The sequence below is a fragment of the Bradyrhizobium sp. GCM10028915 genome, assembly GCF_042666195.1.
GTDB classification, from domain to species: domain Bacteria; phylum Pseudomonadota; class Alphaproteobacteria; order Rhizobiales; family Xanthobacteraceae; genus Bradyrhizobium; species Bradyrhizobium canariense_D.
This window is the reverse complement of record NZ_JBHTFN010000048.1, coordinates 39,409-57,404: the sequence shown is the minus strand read 5'-3', so window position 1 is coordinate 57,404 and position 17,996 is coordinate 39,409. Positions and strand designations below refer to the sequence as shown.

Sequence of the window (17,996 nt, the reverse complement as noted above, 5' to 3'; positions counted from 1 at the left end):
TCTACCCCGAATGGCCGAGCTTCCTCCGTCCGGATTCTCGTCTCCCCGCTTCCGGCCGACAGCCCGGGGAGGATGCGCCTGGCGCTCCGGTTGGACAGGACCCATTTGGGAGTCAACGTCGAGCATCTGAGCCGGTGCGGACGCAGCAGAACCTTCGACGGCTGGGCGCATCGAACCTCCGGCAGGCTGCAGAACCTTGCGAACGCCGCTGCTGCGGCTGCGCTTGCGGTCATTCTGCCAAAAGCGGTACTCCGCGCGGCGTCGCCCCGACCATCCACGAGCACGTAGGCACCTGGTACCTAGAAGCTCTGCGCCCAATTGCGAAGCGGTGGCAATAGCTAGGGGCCGTTCGCCCGCGATCTGGCGATGTACTCGGGATGTGTCATCGGAAGCAGCCGGGCAAGTTTCCGAATGGGCCGCGCCCGCGAACTCCGTTTGTACGCTACCGCGCAAAGATTCTGAGCGCCTCGCATTCCCCGGAGGCACAGAGCTGCGGTCAAATCGTTGAGCAGTCGCTTCGGCCGCAGGCCGCCGCAGGCTGAAGCGCGTTCGGGGGCCGGCTCATGCTGGAAGATGGATCCATCACACCTTTTCTTCGGCCACCTTGCGTACCGACAGTAAGCGCGCTCACGAACGCTCACGGCGACGTAAGCAGGCCGAGCGCAGAGTTCGGCACCAGCAGCCCTAAACCGAGATTGACCAATGAACGGGATTGGCGATGAGAAGCCGCCGACAGAGCCAGGTGCATGCAGATTTTCCGCCCAGGCGCTGACACGATCGCGAAGGTGCTCCTGGCCTCGTGCGGCGCCGCCCCGATCCTTTTGGTCGGGTTAGCCTACGGTGTCATGAGCTCGCCTTACGCGACTGGACAAGATGTGACGCGCAACCAGCCCATTCCGTTCAGCCATCAGCATCACGTCGGCGGCTTGGGGCTTGATTGCCGCTACTGTCACACCTCGGTCGAAAAGGCGCGCTTCGCCGGGCTGCCACCGACCGAGACGTGCATGACCTGCCACTCCCAGCTTTGGACAAACGCAGGCATGCTCGCCCCGGTGCGTGCGAGCCTGGCGAAGGATGAGCCAATCGCCTGGCAGCGGGTGAACAAACTCCCCGACTACGTCTACTTCGACCATTCAATACATGTCGCGAAAGGGGTTGGATGCACAACCTGCCACGGCGCGGTTGATCAGATGCCACTGATGCGCCAAGCGGCGCCCCTGACCATGCAATGGTGCATCGATTGCCACCGAGCGCCCGAGAAAGCACTGCGCCCGCGCGAGGCGGTGTTCGACACCGGATGGTCACCAGCAAAGAATCAGGAACAGCTCGGCCGCGAGCTAATGGCGAAGTACCACATTCGTGTTGATCATCTGACGGATTGCTCGGTATGTCACAGGTAGATGAGTTGCCCGTCAAACGGGTCTCACGCGTAGCCCGCCCCGAGCTGGACCGCCGGCAGGCATTGAGCTTCCTCGCAGCTGGCGTCGCGTCGGGACTGGCCGCTTGTAGCCGTCCGGACGAACAGATAATTCCTTACGTGAGAATGCCGGACCGCCTTGTGCCGGGCGAGCCCTTGAAATTTGCGACCACTCTGGCGCTCTCGGGCTACGGGCGTGGAGTGCTCGTTAGTTCCGTCGACGGGCGCCCGATCAAGCTCGAAGGCAACCCTAAGCATCCTGCGAGCCTCGGTGCGACCGACGTGTTCATGGAGGCCGCCGTTTTGTCCCTCTACGATCCGGACCGCTCGCGGACAACGCTTCACGAAGGGGCCATCGCTCCGGCTGAGGCATTCCGCGCAGCTGTGCTTGGCCAGAACCGACTGCTCAAGCAACGCAGTGGCGAGGGGCTACGACTTGTCACAGGTCGGGTGAGTTCGCCCACCCTGCTACGACAGATCGACGATCTGCTAGGGCAATTTCCGAAAGCCGCGTGGCATGCCTATGATCCCGCCGACGATGGCAGTGCCCGCGCCGGCGCAATGTTGGCCTACGGACGAGAGATCGAGACAGTGCCACACCTCGCGCGCGCGCGCGTGGTAATCGCGCTTGGTGCCGACCCGCTGGGCCATGGTCCGGATCAACTCCGAAGCGCAAGGGGATTTGCCGAGCGCCGTCAGCCGCAGAACGAGGGCTTCTCGCGTTTTTACTGCCTTGAGGCGGTCCCGACGCTAACCGGGGCGAAAGCTGATCATCGGCTCGCCCTCCGGCCGGCGATCATCGGCGAAGTGGCGCTCGCGATTGCCAAGTCGCTTGGCGCAGCTGTCCGGGACGCCGCGGTGCCCGATCATTTGAAAGAACTCGTGCGGAAAATTAGCTCCGATCTGAACTCCAGTCCCGGCAGCGCCATCGTTCTCGCGGGCCGAACGCTTTCCGCCGAAGCCCACGCGGTCGTGCACTGGATCAACGCTCGCCTCAATGCGCCAGTGGACCTCATTGATCCAGTGGGCCGCACACCTGCCGGGCGCCAGCCCCAAGCGCTCGATGAACTGGTTCGCGATCTGAAAGGGGGCGGCGTCGATCAGCTCGTCACGCTCGGCGTCAACCCTGCGTACGACGCTCCTGCCGATCTCAATTTCCCCGACGCTTCCAGAAAAGCGCCGTTTCGACTGCACGCGGGCTGCTATGCGGACGAGACCGCAGAGCTTTCAAACTGGCACGTTCCCCTGAGCCATCCACTCGAGGCCTGGTCTGATCTGCGTAGCATCGACGGGACAGCCAGTCTGGTTCAGCCGCTGATCCGACCGCTGTATCGCAGCCATACGGAGCACGAATACATTGCGCTTCTCACGAACGGCGATATGGCCTCGCCGCGCGATCTCGTTCGACGGACTTGGCAGGCGCAGGCCGGAGCTGACTTCGAGACCTGGTGGACACGCGCGCTTCACGATGGTGTCATCGCCGGCAGTGCGGCGGAGCCGTTGCGACCTGCAGAGCCCAAACTACCGCAGATGCCGGAACCTCGTGCCGCGTCCGAATTCCAGGTGGTGCTGCAGCCCGATCCAGGTCTCTGGGACGGCTCGTTCGCAAACAACGCCTGGCTGCAAGAATGTCCGAAGCCCCTGACGAAACAGGTCTGGGGAAACGCTCTCGCGCTCAACCCTGAAGACGCTCGGCAGCTCGGTGTCTCTGTCGGCGAGGTGATCTCGATCCGATCAGGCGGGGCCACGATCGAGGCCCCCGTGCTTGTAGAGCCGGGTGCTGCCCTGGGTGTCGGTAGTCTGACGCTCGGCTATGGCCGCAATCGCGCCGGCGCTATCGGAAATGGCATCGGATGCGATGCAAATCGGCTTCGGAACACAAAAAACCCATGGACCATCGCGGAAGCCGTCATCACAAGGACCGGCCGAAATCAAGAACCGCTCACAACCCAGAATATCGTCCGCGCTTCGGACTATGTTTCCGAGCTCTACCCGGTGCGCAAAGTCGCCGATGCTGCAAGGACGCTCACTGCTCCGGAAGCGGAGCGCCCCCCCAGTTTGCTGCCGGAAGCACCGCCTCGCAGCGGCGATGGAAACGCTTGGGCCATGGTCATCGACACCTCGCTGTGCATCGGCTGCAATGCATGCGTCGTCGCGTGTCAAGCCGAGAACAATGTGCCCGTGGTCGGCCCGGAAGAGGTCGCCCGTGGGCGAGACATGCATTGGTTGCGGGTTGACGCCTACGATCATGGAACAGCGGCCAGTCCGGTGCTCGGTTTCCAGCCGGTGCCGTGCATGCATTGCGAGCACGCCCCGTGCGAGCCCGTGTGCCCTGTCGCCGCTTCGGTTCACGATAGCGAAGGGCTCAACGCACAAGTCTACAACCGGTGCATCGGCACGCGGTTCTGCGAAGCCAATTGCCCCTACAAGGTACGTCGGTTCAATTTCCGGGGCTACGCCGACGGCCAGGAGTACGCCAACCTCGGCTTCGAATCCTATCTCGCTCAAAAGAATCCGGAGGTCACGGTGCGCGCTCGCGGCGTGATGGAGAAGTGTACTTACTGCGTCCAGCGGATCAGTTCGGCACGACGAGCGGCAGAGCGCGGTGATCGGACGATTGGCACGGACGAAGTCCGGACCGCGTGCCAGAACGCATGTCCCACCAGCGCGATCGTGTTTGGCGATCTCAATCAGGATGGATCCAGCGTCAATCGGCGCAAGTCTGATCCTCGACACTACGCCCTGCTTGGGCATCTGGACACGCGTCCCCGCACGACCTACCTCGCCGACGTCCGCAATCCTCCAGCCGAGGGGGACGGCACATGAGCGATGTCCTCGAACCGAATGCGGCCGCGCCGGCGCCTTGGGTTTCTGCGTACCGGGCCAGCGATGTCGAGATCACGCAAGCTGTGACGGCGCCTCTGTTCGCAAGCCCGGGAAAGTTCTGGTGGATTGCTCTCCTGGTCAGCGCGCCTTTCGTCGCGTGGCTTCTGGCAGCACTCGTCTGGGTGTTTTACGAGGGCATCGGTGTCTGGGGCGTCAATTCCACCGTCGTGTGGGGCGTTGCGATTGCCGACTACGTGTGGTGGATCGGCATCGGCAATGCAGGCACGCTGATCTCGGCAATGCTGTTGCTGACGCGGCAGCGATGGCGCGCCTCGATCAACCGGTTCGCAGAGGCCATGACGCTGTTCGCGGTCGCCATTGCGGGGCTCATGCCTATCGTGCATCTCGGACGACCGATCTACGCCTACTGGTTGGCCCCCTACCCCAACACGATGTCGCTGTGGCCGCAGTGGCGGAGCGCGCTCGTTTGGGATTTTTGGGCGATCATCAGCTATTTGCTGTTCTCGATCCTGTTCTGGTACGTCAGCCTCATTCCGGATCTCGCAACCATGCGAGATCGGACGAGGTCGCGCACGGGTCAGCTGCTCTACGGGGCCTTTGCACTCGGGTGGAGCGGCTCGCTACGACACTGGCGTGCCCTGAGGATCCTTCATACGACGATGGCAGCACTCGGGGTACCGCTGGTGTGCTCGGTCCATTCCATCGTCGGGCTGGATTTCGCCGCAAGCCTGATGCCGGGCTGGCAGGAGAGCATTTTTCCGCCCTACTTCGTTGTTGGCGCGATGTACTCGGGGTTCGCCATGGTCGTTGTGCTTGCCTTGGCGATCCGCTGGGGCTTCGGACTTCAGGCCATCATTACGCGCAAGCACTTTGACGTCATCGGTCGTGTCTTGCTGATGTCCTCGATTGTGATGGGCTATTCCTACGCAACGGAGTGGTTCATGGGCTGGTATGGCGGCGCGCGCAGCGAACGCAGTCTCGTGGCTTTCGAGTTTACCGGGGTCTATGCACCCCTGTTCTGGGCTTTACTGAGCTGCAACGTCATCCTGCCCCAGGCGCTCTGGTTTCCTCGCGTGCGAAGGTCCTTTGCTGCCCTATTTGCGATTGCGATCGCCATCAACATCGGGATGTGGCTTGAACGCATTTTGATCGTCTGGAACACACTCTCTCATGGATACATGCCGAGCCTTTGGCGGGTCTTTCACTTCACCATCTGGGACTTGGCGTTCGTCATTGCACCGCTGGGCTTCTTTGCGTTTCTGTTCCTGATCTTCGTACGCCTGATCCCTGCCGTTTCGATGTTCGACATGCGCGAACTCGCCCACCGGGAGAACGTGGCATGACTGGGCCTCTCCTGGCAGAATTTCCGGATCCCGCTACTCTGATCGCTGCCGCTCGGAGCCTCAAGGTCCGCTCGGAATTCAGCCTCCTGGATGCTTTCACCCCCTTCCCCGTCGAGGAGCTCGAGCAGATCATCCCCGCCAGGCGCTCCGGTATTCGGGCGACGATGCTCTTGGCCGGGTTCTCCACCGCAGCGTTTGCCTTTGCCCTGCAATGGTACAGCGCGGTCGTCGACTATCCTATCAACAGCGGCGGACGCCCCCTGAACTCATGGCCGGTGTTCCTCCTCGTGCCCTTTGAAGTTGGGGTCTTCGCAGCCGCCCTCGCCGGATTCATCGTTCTGCTGTGGTCTACGGGGCTCCCGCAGCTGCACAATCCATTGTTCGACATTACCGGCTTCGAGCGGGCTTCGCAGGACCATTATTTCCTGCTCGCGTGCGGAGAGAACGACGAGACCACGCGCGAGCTCCGCCACCTGCTTCGGACGACCGGCGCAACGAGAGTCACCGAAGTGCGTGCACCATGATCGGCCGCCTGGCAATCCCCCTGACCCTGGCCTTGCTGCTTTCCGGCTGCAACGACATCTCGATGACGCAGCAGCGGCGATATGGAACGTTTTCGCGCGCGGCCCTGTTCGAAGACCAGACCGAAGCACAGCCACTGCCGGAGGGCAGCGTGGCGCAAGGAGACATCGAACGTCAAAGGCAAACGCAGCAGCGCCCGCCGATCGACGCGAGGCTGCTCGCGCGTGGCCGCCAGCGCTACGACATCTATTGTTCTCCGTGCCACGGGCTGTCGGGAACAGGCAAGGGAATGATCGTGCAGCGCGGGTTTCCGGCGCCGCCGTCCTACCACGGTAGCCGGCTGCGGGCCGCGCCCGCCGAGCACTTCTTCGACGTGATCACCAACGGCTACGGGGTGATGTACTCGTACGCCGCCCGGGTCGATCCAAACGACCGGTGGGCGATCGTGGCCTACATACGGGCGCTCCAGGAATCTCAGGGCGCGAACGTAGCGGATGCTCCCGAGCTACGGAGCAGGTTGCCATGAGCTCCGATGCGACAATCGTTCGCTTCCATAATCTTCGCCGGTTTCGAGCGGTTTCCGGAATTCTGCTGCTGAGTGTCGCTGTGATTGTGACAGCGGGATACAGGACACCAGCCCTCTCTCAGGGGTGGCTGCTCGCGTTCGCCATTTTGAGCTGCGTGCCGATCGGCAGCATGATCTTGTTGCTGATCCATTCGCTAACCGGCGGCCGATGGGGCACTGCAACGGCCTCAGTGTTGAGACCGTCGGCCGCGCTCACCGCGGCGGTGGCCATCGCCTTCCTTCCAATACTGGCCACCTCCGGCCAACTCTATCCCTGGTCACAGGACGGCTCGCAGGTCGCCCAAGACGTTGGACGCTGGTACCTGAACTGGGGTTCGTTTGTTTTGCGCGCTGCCCTTGCCCTCGGCGGATGGAGCGTCCTCGGGATCACGTTTGCTTTGGGCAAGGGCGGTCGTCTGCTCGCGGGGCTGGGGCTTGCCTTCTACGGCGCCACCATCAGCCTCGTTGCGGTGGACTGGTTTCTCTCTGTCGAGCCGCACTACGTCGCGACTGCCTTTCCGGCGATGATTGCGATTCAGCAGCTCGCAGCGACGCTGGCCTTTGTTGCGTTCCTGACCGCACCCACCCTGGATGAGTCTGCGGCATCCGATGTCGGCGCGCTGCTGCTCGCGGTCTTGCTGGGCGTCGTCTACCTGGAATTCATGACCTATCTTGTCGCGTGGTACGGCGATCTGCCCGACAAGGCCGCATGGTACCTCAAGCGAAGCTCTCCAGGCTGGGCCATAACGATCGTGCTTGCGTTTGCCTTGGGCGCTGCTCTGCCATTCTGCATCTTGATCGTACGCAGGTGTCGGCGGAGCCGCTACGGCCTGCAATCGGCTGGGATATTGGTGCTGCTCGGCACCGTTCTCCACTTTTGCTGGCTGATCGTTCCTGTCTTTGATCAGCAAGACGCAGTGCTCACCTGTGGCATGGGTGCGCTGGTCGCCTTGGGCCTGAGTTCGTTTCTGATTGGAGCTGCCCTCAGTCCCGCTTTGGAGGCTCAGCATGCCGAATGAAGAGATGGAGCGCCGGGCGCTGCCGCAATCACCCGACGTTGCCACGAGCAAAATCCTCATTGCCGTCAGCGGCTACCTCGGTTTCGTCGGTCTGGCCATGGTGGCGATCTTTTTTTACGTTAAGGCAGATGCACCCGCCGCCTTCAAGCTGCCTATCGAACGACAATTCCCGCAGCCCGGCCTCCAAACTGCCCCGGACCAGGACCTCGCCAATGCATTGCAGAGCGAACGAAGTGCTCTGTCTCGGTACAGCTGGATCGACCGAGGCAGAGCTGTCGCAAGAATACCCATTGAGAAGGCCGTCGAGATCGTCATTGCCAGAGGCGACCGCGGTTACGATCCTCTCGACAAGTCAAAACCCCCGGAGGTCGAGAACATCAAGGGAGCGCAGCAATGAGAGTGCTTGCGCTAACGGTACTCATGGCCGTCTGGTCCTCGAGCGCCTTGTCGGCTTTGACGGAACAGCAGCTCAAAGATGTTGCACTGGCGCCACCTGAAGGAGCCAGGGCGCCGGCGACACTTGAGTTTCGGGACATGGATGGCAATGAAACGACCCTTGGCCACGCAATCGACGGCAGGCCGACCTTGCTGCTGCCGGCGGACTTCACGTGTACCCAAATCTGCGGCCCGGCGCTCACTATCGTTGCAAGCGCGCTACAGCAGACGGGATTGGTGGCCGGGCGCGACTACAGCCTCGTGGTGTTCGGGATCGATGCAGGGGATGATGCCGCCGCGGCTCGCAGATTCGCCGGCGGACAAGTCGGCGGCCCCGGGGTATCGGTTCTAGTCGGTAGCCAGGCAAGCATTGACCATCTCACCACGGCCATCGGTTATCGCCTCCAAACCGATGGCCAAAATAGCGCGGTCGCTCACCCAGCGGCGTTCGTCACGCTCACGCCTGACGGTCACGTTTCCCGCGCGTTTTCCAGCCTGGGTTTGCAACCCTTCGATCTCAAACTCGGGATCCTGGAAGCCGGGCGGGGCAGTGTGGGCGGACTGAGGAGCCGTATCGCCCTCCTCTGCTACGGATTTGATCCGGTTCACGGCATCTACACCCGGCGGGTCGACTCCGCGCTGAAGCTCGGCTGCGCATTGACCGTCGCACTTCTTGGGTTTGCGATAGTCATCATGTGCCGTCGGTCGCGACGCACCGGGGTGATGACATGACCACCGTTTTTACCCTGCCGGAGGCAAGCACACACGCCGCTCGTGTCGATGGGATATTTGCCATTCTGGTGATCGTGTCGGCGCTCACGCTTGCGCTCGTGTTCGGCTTGCTCGTCACGTTCGCCATCCGGTATCGCCGGGGCTCCAACGCCAAGCGCGGCCGCTTGCCAGAGATCGTGAACCGCGAATTCGAGGTGAGCTGGACGGCCGCGACCGGGTTCCTGTTCGCATTTCTGTTCTGGTGGGCCGCCTCGGCGGATGTGGGCGCGCTCACCGCTCCGACGAACGCGCTGGAGGTGCACGTGCTCGCCAAACAATGGATGTGGAAAACACAGCACTCGAACGGAGCTCGTGAAATCGACGAGCTCCATGTTCCGCTCGGAAAGCCGGTTCGGCTGGTCATGACGTCCCAGGACGCCATTCACTCGTTCTTCGTGCCCGCGTTTCGCATCAAGCAGGACGTGCTGCCGGGGCGCAACACGGAGACCTGGTTCAAGGCGACCAAGCTTGGAGTTTTCCCGCTGCTGTGCGCCGAGTATTGCGGCACGGACCATTCAGCGATGCGCGGCCGGATCACGGTCATGGGTGAGGACGACTACGCTCGGTGGTTGAGCAGACAACCCGAAGGCGACGACCTCGCTCACCTCGGCGCCAAACTCTTCGTATCTCAAGGCTGCTCCGGGTGCCACGCAGCTTCTTCCAGCGTGCATGCCCCCAAGCTCAACGGCCTTTACGGCCGGACCGTTCAGTTGTCGGACGGTCGGCAACTGAAAGCAGACGATGCCTATCTCCGGGATTCGATCCTCCAGCCAAAGCGCGACATCGTCGCGGGGTTCGAACCACTCATGCCGAGCTTTGCGGGGCTGCTCGACGACGGGGAGGTACAAAGTCTGATCGCCTACATTCGCTCTCTCGGACAGGAGCAAGATCATGAGTGACGTGGTGCTCGCGGGCGAACTGCCGTTTCCGGCGCGTCCGGACTATCTGCGAGCGGGGAGCACGCTCGCATCTTGGCTCACCACCACCGATCACAAGCGCATCGCCATACTCTATGCGCTCACGATCACGGTCTTCTTCTTCATGGGCGGCGCAGCGATCACGGCGGTCCGCCTCGAGCTGTTCGTGCCGAACGGCTGGTTTCTGAGCTCCGATACCTACAATCGGCTGTTCTCGTTCCACGGCATCATCATGGTCTGGTTCTTCCTGGTGCCGTCGATCCCGAACACGTTCGGCAACTTCCTGATGCCGCTGATGATCGGAGCGCCCGATGTGGCCTTTCCGCGCCTCAACCTGTTCAGCTGGTACCTGACGCTGGTCGGCGGGGTGTTCGCGGTCTACACCCTGATAGCGGGAGGCGTCGATACTGGTTGGACCTTCTACACCCCGTTCTCGACGATGTTCTCCAACACGCACGTCCTCACGGCCGCTGCCGCCGTGTTCGTTGTGGGTTTCGCCAGCATCGCGACCGGGGTGAATTTCATCGCGACAACGCACATGTTGCGCGCGCCGGGAATGACCTGGTTCAGACTGCCGCTGTTCGTCTGGTCGATCTACGCCACCTCGATCGTCATGGTGCTCTCGACTCCCGTGCTCGCGATCTCGTTGATGCTGGTCGTCGCAGAGCGCTGGTTGGGGCTGCCGATCTTCGATCCGGCACGCGGCGGCGATCCCATTCTCTTCCAGCACCTGTTCTGGTTCTACTCGCATCCCGCGGTCTACATCATGGTCCTCCCGGCCATGGGAGTGGTTTCCGAGATCATTCCTTGCTTCGCCCGACGCCGCCTCTTCGGATACGACTTCATGGTCTATGCCATCATTGCCATCGCGGGGATCGGCTTCTTCGTTTGGGGACACCACATGTTCGTGTCCGGACAATCGCCCTATGCGAGCCTCATCTTCTCGTTCCTTTCCTTCGTCATCGCCGTACCTTCGGCAATCAAGGTCTTCAATTGGACCGCATCGCTCTATCGAGGACAGATCAGCTTCAACTCGCCAATGCTCTATGCCCTCGGATTCGTTGGATTGTTCACGACCGGCGGGTTGTCGGGGCTGTTTTTGGCGTCGATCCCGGTCGACGTGCACGTAACCGACACCTACTTCGTCGTAGCGCATTTCCACTACATCATGGTCGGCGGTTCGGTGTCCGCCTTCTTCGGTGCGCTGCACTTCTGGTGGCCAAAGATCACGGGGAAAATGTACCCGGAGTCCTGGGCGCAGTTTGCCGCCATCACGATGTATTTCGGCTTCAACATGACTTTCCTGCCGCAATTTTTCGCCGGGTACCTCGGAATGCCGCGGCGCTATCACACCTACCCGGCAGAGTTTCAAGTCTACAACGTCATGTCATCCGCTGGCGCGGCCGTTTTGGCCGCCGCTTATCTGCTTCCGCTGATGTACCTGACCTGGTCCCTTCTTCACGGCAAACGCGCCCCGAACAATCCTTGGGGCGCTACCGGGCTGGAGTGGACGACGACGTCGCCGCCGCCGCCGAACAACTTCGATATCCAGCCGCTTGTGGATCGTGGCCCTTACCAGTATCACGCCGAACGCGAGTCGGCCGGGACCGATGCCCCCGAAGTTCAGAACGCCAGGTCGCTACGATGACCGACGCAACCGCACTGCTTCGAGAACCGTGGGAGCGCTTCGAGCGCCAGCAACGAGCGGGAAAGTTCGGGATCTGGATCTTTCTTGCAAGCGAGACCCTGTTCTTCGGAGCACTTATGCTCACCTATGCCGTCTGCCGGGTCGAGCACCCGGACGCATTTGCGGGAGCTGGTCGCGCCACAAACATCTGGTTCGGCACGACCAACACCGCCATCCTGCTTACGAGCAGTCTCACCATTGCGGTCGCCTCCCAAGCTGCGGCCCAGAGCGAACGCTCCCGCACTCTCGTCCTCACCTGCCTAGGCCTGACTGCGGCGCTCGGATTCGCGTTCATCGTCGTGAAGGGCTTTGAATACAAGGAGGATATCGACAAACATCTGGTCCCCGGAGCCGGCTTTGCACTGTCAGAGGCGGCTGCGCAGCTTTTCTATGGTCTGTATTGGCTGGTTACCGGGGTGCATGCGATCCATCTCACGATCGGCATCGTGCTTGTCGTCAGGCTGATCGTGCTTGGAGCAACCAGGCGAATTCGCCTGCGCGAGAATCCCGAAATAGAAGTCACCGCGCTCTATTGGCATCTCGTCGATATCGTCTGGATCTTTCTGTATCCGCTCATTTATTTGCCAGGGAGAGCCTCATGACTGGAAATCGATCGCATCCAAGCAGTTCGTCAGCTCTGTGGGTCAAGAACGGGATCATCTGGGTCGCACTTCTCGCTTTGCTCTTATTGAGCATGTTCCTGGCTTACATTCCTATGGGCCCTGTCACCGTCGCGTCGGGAGTTATCGTTGCCGTCATCAAGTCGAGCTTGGTCGTGGTCTTTTTCATGGAGCTCATCCAAGCTCGCGCATTGGTCAGGCTTGCCGCCGTCTCCGGCTTGATCTTTCTCGCGGCCATGTTCTTGCTTACTTTTGCAGATGTGCTGACCAGGACAGGGAAGATCTAGCCCCACCAATCAAAGCCGGTGCTCCAGCGTACCATTCTGACGAACGGCTGGCCGCCGACCGCGTTTTATCTTGCCGAAGGCGAGCAGCGTTGATTCCCCGCCATGCAGCGCTATTTTTTCGATCAGTGCGAAGGGCTCAAGGTGAGATTGGATCGGGTGGGCATGGTACTCCCGAATGAGGATGCGGCCCGGAAGGAGGCCCTGTGTGAGCTGGCCGAGGCGTTCCGCGAGGCCGCCCTGACCGACACGGGGACCCGTCCCGCAATCCGCATCAGAAACGAGCAACGCGTTGTGGAAACGGTGACTAGCCTTCTCCAAAGGGGCTGAGCTTGACACCTGGGGGACGTCGTCTCCCCCGCTCTGGGGGGTAGTCCGGCTCCATTCGGCGGCCATGCGGAACTCCTCTGGTTGGACCGAAGCTAACGGCGACGAATGAATCGCCGTCGGAGGACCCAAGCAACCAGAACCGGCCGATGCGGCTGGGCATTCAGCTTCCGGCAGGCGGTTCAGGTCTGTGAACGCCTTTGCTCCCGCTACAGCGCTCCTAGCCACCACCCGCCTAGATCACCAGCTTGAGGCTGGGCCGACACAAAGAAAGCTTGCGCCGTCGGGCATCAGCTAGGCCAGCGGACCGACGCTTGTGAGCTGACGGGCGTACTCGCGATGAATCATTTGGAAGCAAGCACATGAGATCTGCCGAAGAAGGTCAGGATTAGTGATCTCGATGTGCCCGCGATGAGTGCTGATCACGCCCTGATCCTCGAGGTCGCTCAGGCATTCAGTCACGCTTGCGCGCCTCACGCCAAGTAACCTGCTGAGGACATCGTGGGTGAGCGGCAGGTTGTGATCATCCAAGCTTTGGCAGGCCACCAGCAGCCAGCGAGCCAGTCGCTGCTTGAGCGAATGGACTGCATTGCATACCCCAGATTGGGACGTCTGCACCACAACCACCGCAAGGTACCGGTGAAGGACCTGACGGAACGTGGGAAGACGGTTCGCCAACTCCAGGAAGTCGGGTGCGGAGAGCCGCAATGCCGAACCGCCCACCTGCACGATCCGCCGGTGCGGTGGAGCGTGAGCTTGGCCTGTCAGGAGAAGAAGCGCACCGACAGCGCCTTCGCTGCCAATGAGCCAAGCCTCCACATAGTCGTTCTCACCGACCTTCGCACTCACGGATACCAGCCCGTCCGTAATAAAATAGACATGTTCCAACGAGGAACGCCAGTGATGAAGGATTTGGCGAGGCCGAAGCCGCACTTCTTCTGCCCTGGACTTGATTGATTGGAATTCCTCTTTTGGAAGCAACCTGAGTAGCCGATTCCGTGAAACCGGCGCCGTCGCCTCGCTCCCCGTTGCTATATCGTTCAAGGCCGGGCTCCAGCACAACCGGGGGACTTTCCGGGATATGATTCCTCACATCAAACCCGAGCGCAAGCGGCGAAATTCCGCGCCGAACGGACACCTGGCTGGTATCGTTCAGCTTCTTGCGATCGTCGCTCTCCGTAGCCGAGCCTTGTTTGCATGGCAGTATTTGCTCTCCTAATGCACTACTTGGGACAGGAGCAGAGAGATAACTGATGGCAGGCGAGTTTCGCAAACCTTTGAGCGTCTCGGTCGATGCACAGCGGCTGCCGCTTGGAACGAAAGCTGCTACATCTCCCAACGACGGCGCCCTCGAACACCTCCCTGTATCCACTCTGCCAGACACGCCCGTGCAACATCCCATTGCTCCTGCGACACGTTGTATGCGCGGTGTCGTACCAAACTCGCACGAGCAGGCAGGACTTAGCTCCGCTTTCGGAAGTAACTTGTCGTCCAAACGAAGGGCAGCTGGCGGCGACCAGCCCTGCTGAATAGCGGACCGGGTTCACAGGGTCCAAAGCGAGGCCACGATGTTGATCGACACCCAAATGGCCAACCAGATGCAGGACGCAATAGATGAAACGTTTCGAACTCTGCCTGAGATCTATAAGACCGACGAAGTAAAGCTGGAGATCGCGCGCGCCGTTGCGTTCAGCACGTTTCCATACCAGGCGGCCGCACGACGGGCCATTATTCAGATGTTCGCGACGCTCGATCGCGCGGTGAGAAATCGCAGGAAGCTGGCCAACCATCGAAACTAGTTCGACGGTCATAGCCGACACGACCAGAGTGCCGGTCGAGGGTACAACATGTAGCGCGCGAACTGTGGTTCCGGCGAAGTATCGCTCGGTATTGTAGATCCCAAGCGCCTATCGAGAGGTGCCTTGATGCGACCCGCTGAACTAGCACACGCACGGGCTATTTTGGACGTGATCAGGCGAGCTCCAAAGAGGCGCGCTGCTTTTGTTGCCGCGGCGCCGCAATGCGCGCAGCGCACCGCGCAATTCAGGACACCGCGCAATTCAGGATCAGCTCAGGCGTGCAGTGTCGATGCTGATCTCAAACAGCGGGCCACGAGGGCCGCGCACGGAAAGGCGCCACTGCTGCCCAGGGTCCAGATTGCTTTCGAGCGTCTTCAGGGTCCGCAGCGCCTCGCGCCACGCTGCGTTATCGTCCGGCAGCTCTTCTCCATCGCGGTCGCTGAAGGATCTGTGATTGTGGATGTGGAAGAAGTATCGCGGCACTACGATGATCCTCGTCGGCGCATCGGCAGATATCATAGCTACAGATCCTGCTCCCGCAGAGGTTCAATGGCTCGATTTTCGGTACGCTTGCGCACAAAGCCATGGGGCTCCCTCTGCTATTCGTTCCGCCCACGTCAATGGGCGCCATGGGCGGTGAAAATTTGTTACTCACGGGTACGATGGCTCGTGGAGCGCACGAGTTCTAACGAACGACTGGCGCCCCGCGGCGTTGTAGGTGCAACACCCACTTCCGCTCCCTCCTGTGCGAAAGTACCCGCATGAACGCGCGCACAACAAACGGCTCTCAATCGCGAAATGGCTCGCTCTGGAATCTTGCGGCCCTAGGCCAACTCCGAGGCGCGCTTACTGTTGACGACATTCGCAAGTCGCTTCCGATCGATCGGATGAGCGATGAAGACGTCGCGGCAACGATGGCCTATCTTGAAGAAAAAGGCGTTGAGGTCCGAGTGGACCCGAGCACGGCCAGACTCTCTCGCAGCCCTACATTGTGGCGCTGATGACTGAAGCGGCCGAACTGAAGCCCGCCCACAAGGTGCTCGAAGTTGGAACGGGCTCCGGCTATGCCGCGGCGGTGGCCTCACGCCTCGCCAGAACTGTTCACACCATCGAGCGGCATGGCCATTTGGCCAAGGTCGCGGCAGACCGTCTTTCGGCGCTCGGATACACAAACTGTATTGTCCATACGGCGGATGGCACACGAGGCCTGCCCGATGAGGCGCCATTCGATGCGATCCTGGTCGCTGCCGGCGGACCCACGCTACCGGAGCCGCTCAAGAAGCAGTTGGCAATCGGCGGGCGCCTCGTCATGACTGTCGCCAGACGACGGCACATGTCGGACAGCTCCTCGCGGACGCCGACCGAGTCCATATAGAAGATGACGACAGGGAATGGTCCTGGACGGTCCGGGTGAAACACGTACGTGTTCATCACCCCGTCCTTGGTTTTCAGATCGACGACCTTCTCCTGCACGACTCCACCCTTCTAACCATTTTGTACCCCCCGCGCGTTCGAGGCGTGGAGTGAGCGGAAGAATGTGCCGGGACGTAGCTGAAAGCCAGAGCATTACAGATATGCGTGCGTATTTACAGATATGTGAAAATGGATCTGTTCAGTTGCGGGCTTTTGTCGCGGATGCGCGATCCTCCCGCGTAACGAATTTGTCGATGCCTTCGCGCAGCGATCTCAGGATCTGCGTTCGCTTGGAGACCAGTCGTTCGACCGGACCGCCGACGCCGATCGCCAGGATGCGGCCGTGGCGCCGCTCGGGCAACAACATACCGATGACGCCCGCTCCGGCCGTTACAGTGTGAAGGGAGATAACGTAACCATCCTTGCGTATCTTGCGAAGCTTCTGCATCAACTCCTTCAGGTCGACCTTCTTCTTTCGGTCTTCCTCCTCGAAATTGATGCGGCGCACGAGCTTCTCGATGGTCTCGTCCGAACGCGCGCTCAGCAGCATCCATCCGAGGCCCGAACGCGCGAGCGGCCGGATCGTCCCCGGCTTGATCGAGAACTGGATCGTGCGCGGCGAAGGTTGGACATGGATATATTGCATGTACAGGTCGCTCTGGGTTGCGATGCTGACGGTCTCTTCGGTTTCCTTGTTGAGGTGGTTCACCAGCGCCGAAATTCCACGCTCGCCAAAAAGCGCACCCTGCACCCAGTGCCCTAGCTGCACGATCCGCATCGTCGGCATGTAGGTCCGCGAATAGCGGTCGAAGTCGACATAACCGAGCACCACCATGCTCTTGAGGACCGCGGACGCGCTTGAGACGGGGTAGCCGAAGCGCAGCGCGACCTCCTTGAGACTCAAGGGCCGCTGCACTTCATCGAAATATTCCAGGATCTCGAACAGCCGCTTAGCCGTCTTGATGACCTCTTTGGACATGCTTCCTCGCTTGGCTTTTCACACAGATAGAAAAGTTTTCCCACAGACGAAAGCCATTTCGCGGATTTCCAGCGTTTGCTAGAAGGCTTGCCAACGGAGGTCACCATGGTTTCTGCCGAGCAAATGAAGTTCGAAGTGTCCGATGGCGTCGCGACGATCACGTTCGACCGGCCGGACAAGATGAACGCCTGGACGCCGGTCATGGAGAGCGAGCTGCGCCGCCTGATGGCGATTGCGACCGAGGACGACGGCGTGCGCGCGATCGTGATCACCGGCGCGGGCCGGGGCTTCTGCGCCGGCGCTGACATGGGCCGCCTCTCCGACGCGTCTTCGGGAAACGCAACCGTCGCAGCACCCGTCGTTCCCATAAGCGACGACGATCTGGCGCAGCGCTACAGCTACCTTCTCGCCGTTCCAAAACCGATCATTGCGGGCATCAATGGCGCGATCGCGGGCGTCGGTCTTTGCATCGCGCTGTATTGCGATCTCCGCTTCATGGCAGCTGGCGCAAAGCTGACCACGTCGTTTGCCCGGCGCGGCCTGATCGCAGAGCACGGCAGCGCCTGGATGTTGCGTCAGCTCATCGGACCGATGAACGCGGCGGACCTTCTTCTTTCGGGGCGCGTGGTCGAGACGGCGGAAGCCGAGCGGCTCGGCTTGGTCAGAATGCTGCCCGCGGATACTTTTCGCGAGACCGTGCAACAGACGGCCTCGGACTTCGCCAAACTCTGCTCCCCCCGCTCGATGCGGATCATCAAGCAGCAACTGACCGCGGCTCCCCGGCAAACACTGGCCGAAGCCACGCAGCTCGCGAACAGCGAAGTCGCGATCTGCCGTGGGACGGAAGACTTCAAAGAGGGCGTTGCTCATTTCGTCGAGAAGCGGGCGCCGCGCTTTACCGGCAGGTGAGAGCGAGGGCGCACGCGTCGTTCAACGAAACTGCGGTACGGGCCGAGTGCTTGCCCCCGTGATCGGGACGGCCGGGCCTGGCGCGGGCGCAATTTCGCGATGGACCGCGGCGGGCCGCTCGAAGATGACGAGAAAGCTGCGG

General features: G+C 61.3%; 19 protein-coding genes and 1 pseudogene. 17 read left to right on the top strand and 3 right to left on the bottom strand.

Annotated features, from left to right (window positions below; all coding sequences use genetic code 11):
* Positions 1-746 precede the first annotated feature (746 nt).
* From ACFQX9_RS28255 to ACFQX9_RS28195, 13 genes are all read left to right on the top strand, one after another.
* Positions 747-1,400 (top strand): cytochrome c3 family protein, encoded by a 654-nt coding sequence (locus ACFQX9_RS28255; RefSeq protein WP_204512652.1) that lies wholly within the window; start codon positions 747-749, stop codon positions 1,398-1,400.
* Positions 1,388-4,243, top strand: a complete 2,856-nt coding sequence (locus ACFQX9_RS28250; protein WP_377791173.1) for a 4Fe-4S dicluster domain-containing protein — start codon at positions 1,388-1,390, stop codon at positions 4,241-4,243. Before ACFQX9_RS28255 ends, ACFQX9_RS28250 begins: the two co-directional genes overlap by 13 nt.
* Positions 4,240-5,607, top strand: a complete 1,368-nt coding sequence (nrfD, locus tag ACFQX9_RS28245; protein WP_377791172.1) for an NrfD/PsrC family molybdoenzyme membrane anchor subunit — start codon at positions 4,240-4,242, stop codon at positions 5,605-5,607. Before ACFQX9_RS28250 ends, nrfD begins: the two co-directional genes overlap by 4 nt.
* Entirely contained in the window at positions 5,604-6,131 is a 528-nt protein-coding gene (locus ACFQX9_RS28240) for a DUF3341 domain-containing protein (RefSeq protein WP_204512655.1), read from the top strand. The genes nrfD and ACFQX9_RS28240 overlap by 4 nt, the downstream gene beginning before the upstream one ends.
* Positions 6,128-6,655, top strand: coding sequence for a cytochrome c (locus ACFQX9_RS28235; RefSeq protein WP_204512656.1), 528 nt, complete (start codon positions 6,128-6,130; stop codon positions 6,653-6,655). The genes ACFQX9_RS28240 and ACFQX9_RS28235 overlap by 4 nt, the downstream gene beginning before the upstream one ends.
* On the top strand, positions 6,652-7,713 hold the full coding sequence (locus ACFQX9_RS28230; protein ID WP_204512657.1) for a hypothetical protein: 1,062 nt from the start codon (positions 6,652-6,654) through the stop codon (positions 7,711-7,713). The genes ACFQX9_RS28235 and ACFQX9_RS28230 overlap by 4 nt, the downstream gene beginning before the upstream one ends.
* The gene (locus ACFQX9_RS28225) at positions 7,703-8,110 is read left to right on the top strand and encodes a hypothetical protein (protein WP_204512658.1); all 408 of its coding nucleotides are present in this window, start codon (positions 7,703-7,705) and stop codon (positions 8,108-8,110) included. The genes ACFQX9_RS28230 and ACFQX9_RS28225 overlap by 11 nt, the downstream gene beginning before the upstream one ends.
* Complete coding sequence (locus ACFQX9_RS28220) at positions 8,107-8,880, top strand: SCO family protein (RefSeq protein WP_204512659.1); 774 nt, start codon at positions 8,107-8,109, stop codon at positions 8,878-8,880. The genes ACFQX9_RS28225 and ACFQX9_RS28220 overlap by 4 nt, the downstream gene beginning before the upstream one ends.
* Entirely contained in the window at positions 8,877-9,818 is a 942-nt protein-coding gene (gene coxB / locus ACFQX9_RS28215; protein WP_204512660.1) for a cytochrome c oxidase subunit II, read from the top strand. Before ACFQX9_RS28220 ends, coxB begins: the two co-directional genes overlap by 4 nt.
* Positions 9,811-11,484, top strand: a complete 1,674-nt coding sequence (locus tag ACFQX9_RS28210; protein WP_204512661.1) for a cbb3-type cytochrome c oxidase subunit I — start codon at positions 9,811-9,813, stop codon at positions 11,482-11,484. The genes coxB and ACFQX9_RS28210 overlap by 8 nt, the downstream gene beginning before the upstream one ends.
* Positions 11,481-12,125 (top strand): cytochrome c oxidase subunit 3, encoded by a 645-nt coding sequence (locus ACFQX9_RS28205; protein WP_377791171.1) that lies wholly within the window; start codon positions 11,481-11,483, stop codon positions 12,123-12,125. The genes ACFQX9_RS28210 and ACFQX9_RS28205 overlap by 4 nt, the downstream gene beginning before the upstream one ends.
* Positions 12,122-12,430 (top strand): cytochrome C oxidase subunit IV family protein, encoded by a 309-nt coding sequence (locus ACFQX9_RS28200; protein ID WP_204512663.1) that lies wholly within the window; start codon positions 12,122-12,124, stop codon positions 12,428-12,430. The genes ACFQX9_RS28205 and ACFQX9_RS28200 overlap by 4 nt, the downstream gene beginning before the upstream one ends.
* Positions 12,431-12,532: 102 nt before the next feature.
* Positions 12,533-12,757: a DUF6894 family protein gene (locus ACFQX9_RS28195; RefSeq protein ID WP_204512664.1), complete on the top strand. Its 225-nt coding sequence runs from the start codon at positions 12,533-12,535 to the stop codon at positions 12,755-12,757.
* A gap of 291 nt (positions 12,758-13,048) precedes the next feature.
* Here ACFQX9_RS28195 and ACFQX9_RS28190 read toward each other — a convergent pair whose 3' ends face one another.
* Positions 13,049-13,642: a Crp/Fnr family transcriptional regulator gene (locus tag ACFQX9_RS28190; protein WP_204512665.1), complete on the bottom strand. Its 594-nt coding sequence runs from the start codon at positions 13,640-13,642 to the stop codon at positions 13,049-13,051.
* Between the two features lie 680 nt (positions 13,643-14,322).
* Between ACFQX9_RS28190 and ACFQX9_RS28185 the strand changes: the two genes are divergently transcribed.
* Positions 14,323-14,553 (top strand): hypothetical protein, encoded by a 231-nt coding sequence (locus tag ACFQX9_RS28185; protein ID WP_204512666.1) that lies wholly within the window; start codon positions 14,323-14,325, stop codon positions 14,551-14,553.
* A gap of 267 nt (positions 14,554-14,820) precedes the next feature.
* On the opposite strand, the gene ACFQX9_RS28180 is transcribed toward ACFQX9_RS28185, so the two are convergent.
* The gene (locus ACFQX9_RS28180) at positions 14,821-15,072 is read right to left on the bottom strand and encodes a DUF6894 family protein (protein ID WP_210350923.1); all 252 of its coding nucleotides are present in this window, start codon (positions 15,070-15,072) and stop codon (positions 14,821-14,823) included.
* A 242-nt stretch (positions 15,073-15,314) separates the two neighbouring features.
* Here ACFQX9_RS28180 and ACFQX9_RS28175 point away from each other — a divergent pair, with 242 nt between their 5' ends.
* Both ACFQX9_RS28175 and ACFQX9_RS28170 read left to right on the top strand, forming a co-directional pair.
* Complete coding sequence (locus ACFQX9_RS28175; protein ID WP_204512667.1) at positions 15,315-15,554, top strand: RNA polymerase sigma factor region1.1 domain-containing protein; 240 nt, start codon at positions 15,315-15,317, stop codon at positions 15,552-15,554.
* Positions 15,515-15,871: pseudogene (locus tag ACFQX9_RS28170) on the top strand (protein-L-isoaspartate O-methyltransferase); the annotation flags it as partial. The gene ACFQX9_RS28175 and the pseudogene ACFQX9_RS28170, both read left to right, overlap by 40 nt.
* A gap of 294 nt (positions 15,872-16,165) precedes the next feature.
* On the opposite strand, the gene ACFQX9_RS28165 reads toward ACFQX9_RS28170, so the two are convergent.
* A complete protein-coding gene (locus ACFQX9_RS28165; RefSeq protein WP_094974081.1) occupies positions 16,166-16,945 on the bottom strand; it encodes an IclR family transcriptional regulator in 780 nt (259 codons plus the stop codon).
* 105 nt (positions 16,946-17,050) lie between these two features.
* On the opposite strand from ACFQX9_RS28165, the gene ACFQX9_RS28160 reads away from it, so the two are divergent.
* Positions 17,051-17,854 carry an enoyl-CoA hydratase-related protein gene (locus ACFQX9_RS28160; protein ID WP_377791169.1) on the top strand — a complete coding sequence of 268 codons (804 nt, stop codon included), beginning with the start codon at positions 17,051-17,053 and terminating at the stop codon, positions 17,852-17,854.
* Positions 17,855-17,996 lie beyond the last annotated feature (142 nt).

Excerpts from the sequence above, each read along its gene's own strand:
- ACFQX9_RS28255 (WP_204512652.1), top strand. The coding sequence starts at position 747 with ATGCAGATTTTCCGCCCAGGCGCTGACACGATCGCGAAGGTGCTCCTG.
- ACFQX9_RS28250 (WP_377791173.1), top strand. The coding sequence starts at position 1,388 with ATGTCACAGGTAGATGAGTTGCCCGTCAAACGGGTCTCACGCGTAGCC.
- nrfD (WP_377791172.1), top strand. The coding sequence starts at position 4,240 with ATGAGCGATGTCCTCGAACCGAATGCGGCCGCGCCGGCGCCTTGGGTT.
- ACFQX9_RS28240 (WP_204512655.1), top strand. The coding sequence starts at position 5,604 with ATGACTGGGCCTCTCCTGGCAGAATTTCCGGATCCCGCTACTCTGATC.
- ACFQX9_RS28235 (WP_204512656.1), top strand. The coding sequence starts at position 6,128 with ATGATCGGCCGCCTGGCAATCCCCCTGACCCTGGCCTTGCTGCTTTCC.
- ACFQX9_RS28230 (WP_204512657.1), top strand. The coding sequence starts at position 6,652 with ATGAGCTCCGATGCGACAATCGTTCGCTTCCATAATCTTCGCCGGTTT.
- ACFQX9_RS28225 (WP_204512658.1), top strand. The coding sequence starts at position 7,703 with ATGCCGAATGAAGAGATGGAGCGCCGGGCGCTGCCGCAATCACCCGAC.
- ACFQX9_RS28220 (WP_204512659.1), top strand. The coding sequence starts at position 8,107 with ATGAGAGTGCTTGCGCTAACGGTACTCATGGCCGTCTGGTCCTCGAGC.
- coxB (WP_204512660.1), top strand. The coding sequence starts at position 8,877 with ATGACCACCGTTTTTACCCTGCCGGAGGCAAGCACACACGCCGCTCGT.
- ACFQX9_RS28210 (WP_204512661.1), top strand. The coding sequence starts at position 9,811 with ATGAGTGACGTGGTGCTCGCGGGCGAACTGCCGTTTCCGGCGCGTCCG.
- ACFQX9_RS28205 (WP_377791171.1), top strand. The coding sequence starts at position 11,481 with ATGACCGACGCAACCGCACTGCTTCGAGAACCGTGGGAGCGCTTCGAG.
- ACFQX9_RS28200 (WP_204512663.1), top strand. The coding sequence starts at position 12,122 with ATGACTGGAAATCGATCGCATCCAAGCAGTTCGTCAGCTCTGTGGGTC.
- ACFQX9_RS28195 (WP_204512664.1), top strand. The coding sequence starts at position 12,533 with ATGCAGCGCTATTTTTTCGATCAGTGCGAAGGGCTCAAGGTGAGATTG.
- ACFQX9_RS28185 (WP_204512666.1), top strand. The coding sequence starts at position 14,323 with ATGTTGATCGACACCCAAATGGCCAACCAGATGCAGGACGCAATAGAT.
- ACFQX9_RS28180 (WP_210350923.1), bottom strand. The coding sequence starts at position 15,072 with ATGATATCTGCCGATGCGCCGACGAGGATCATCGTAGTGCCGCGATAC.
- ACFQX9_RS28175 (WP_204512667.1), top strand. The coding sequence starts at position 15,315 with ATGAACGCGCGCACAACAAACGGCTCTCAATCGCGAAATGGCTCGCTC.
- ACFQX9_RS28165 (WP_094974081.1), bottom strand. The coding sequence starts at position 16,945 with ATGTCCAAAGAGGTCATCAAGACGGCTAAGCGGCTGTTCGAGATCCTG.
- ACFQX9_RS28160 (WP_377791169.1), top strand. The coding sequence starts at position 17,051 with ATGGTTTCTGCCGAGCAAATGAAGTTCGAAGTGTCCGATGGCGTCGCG.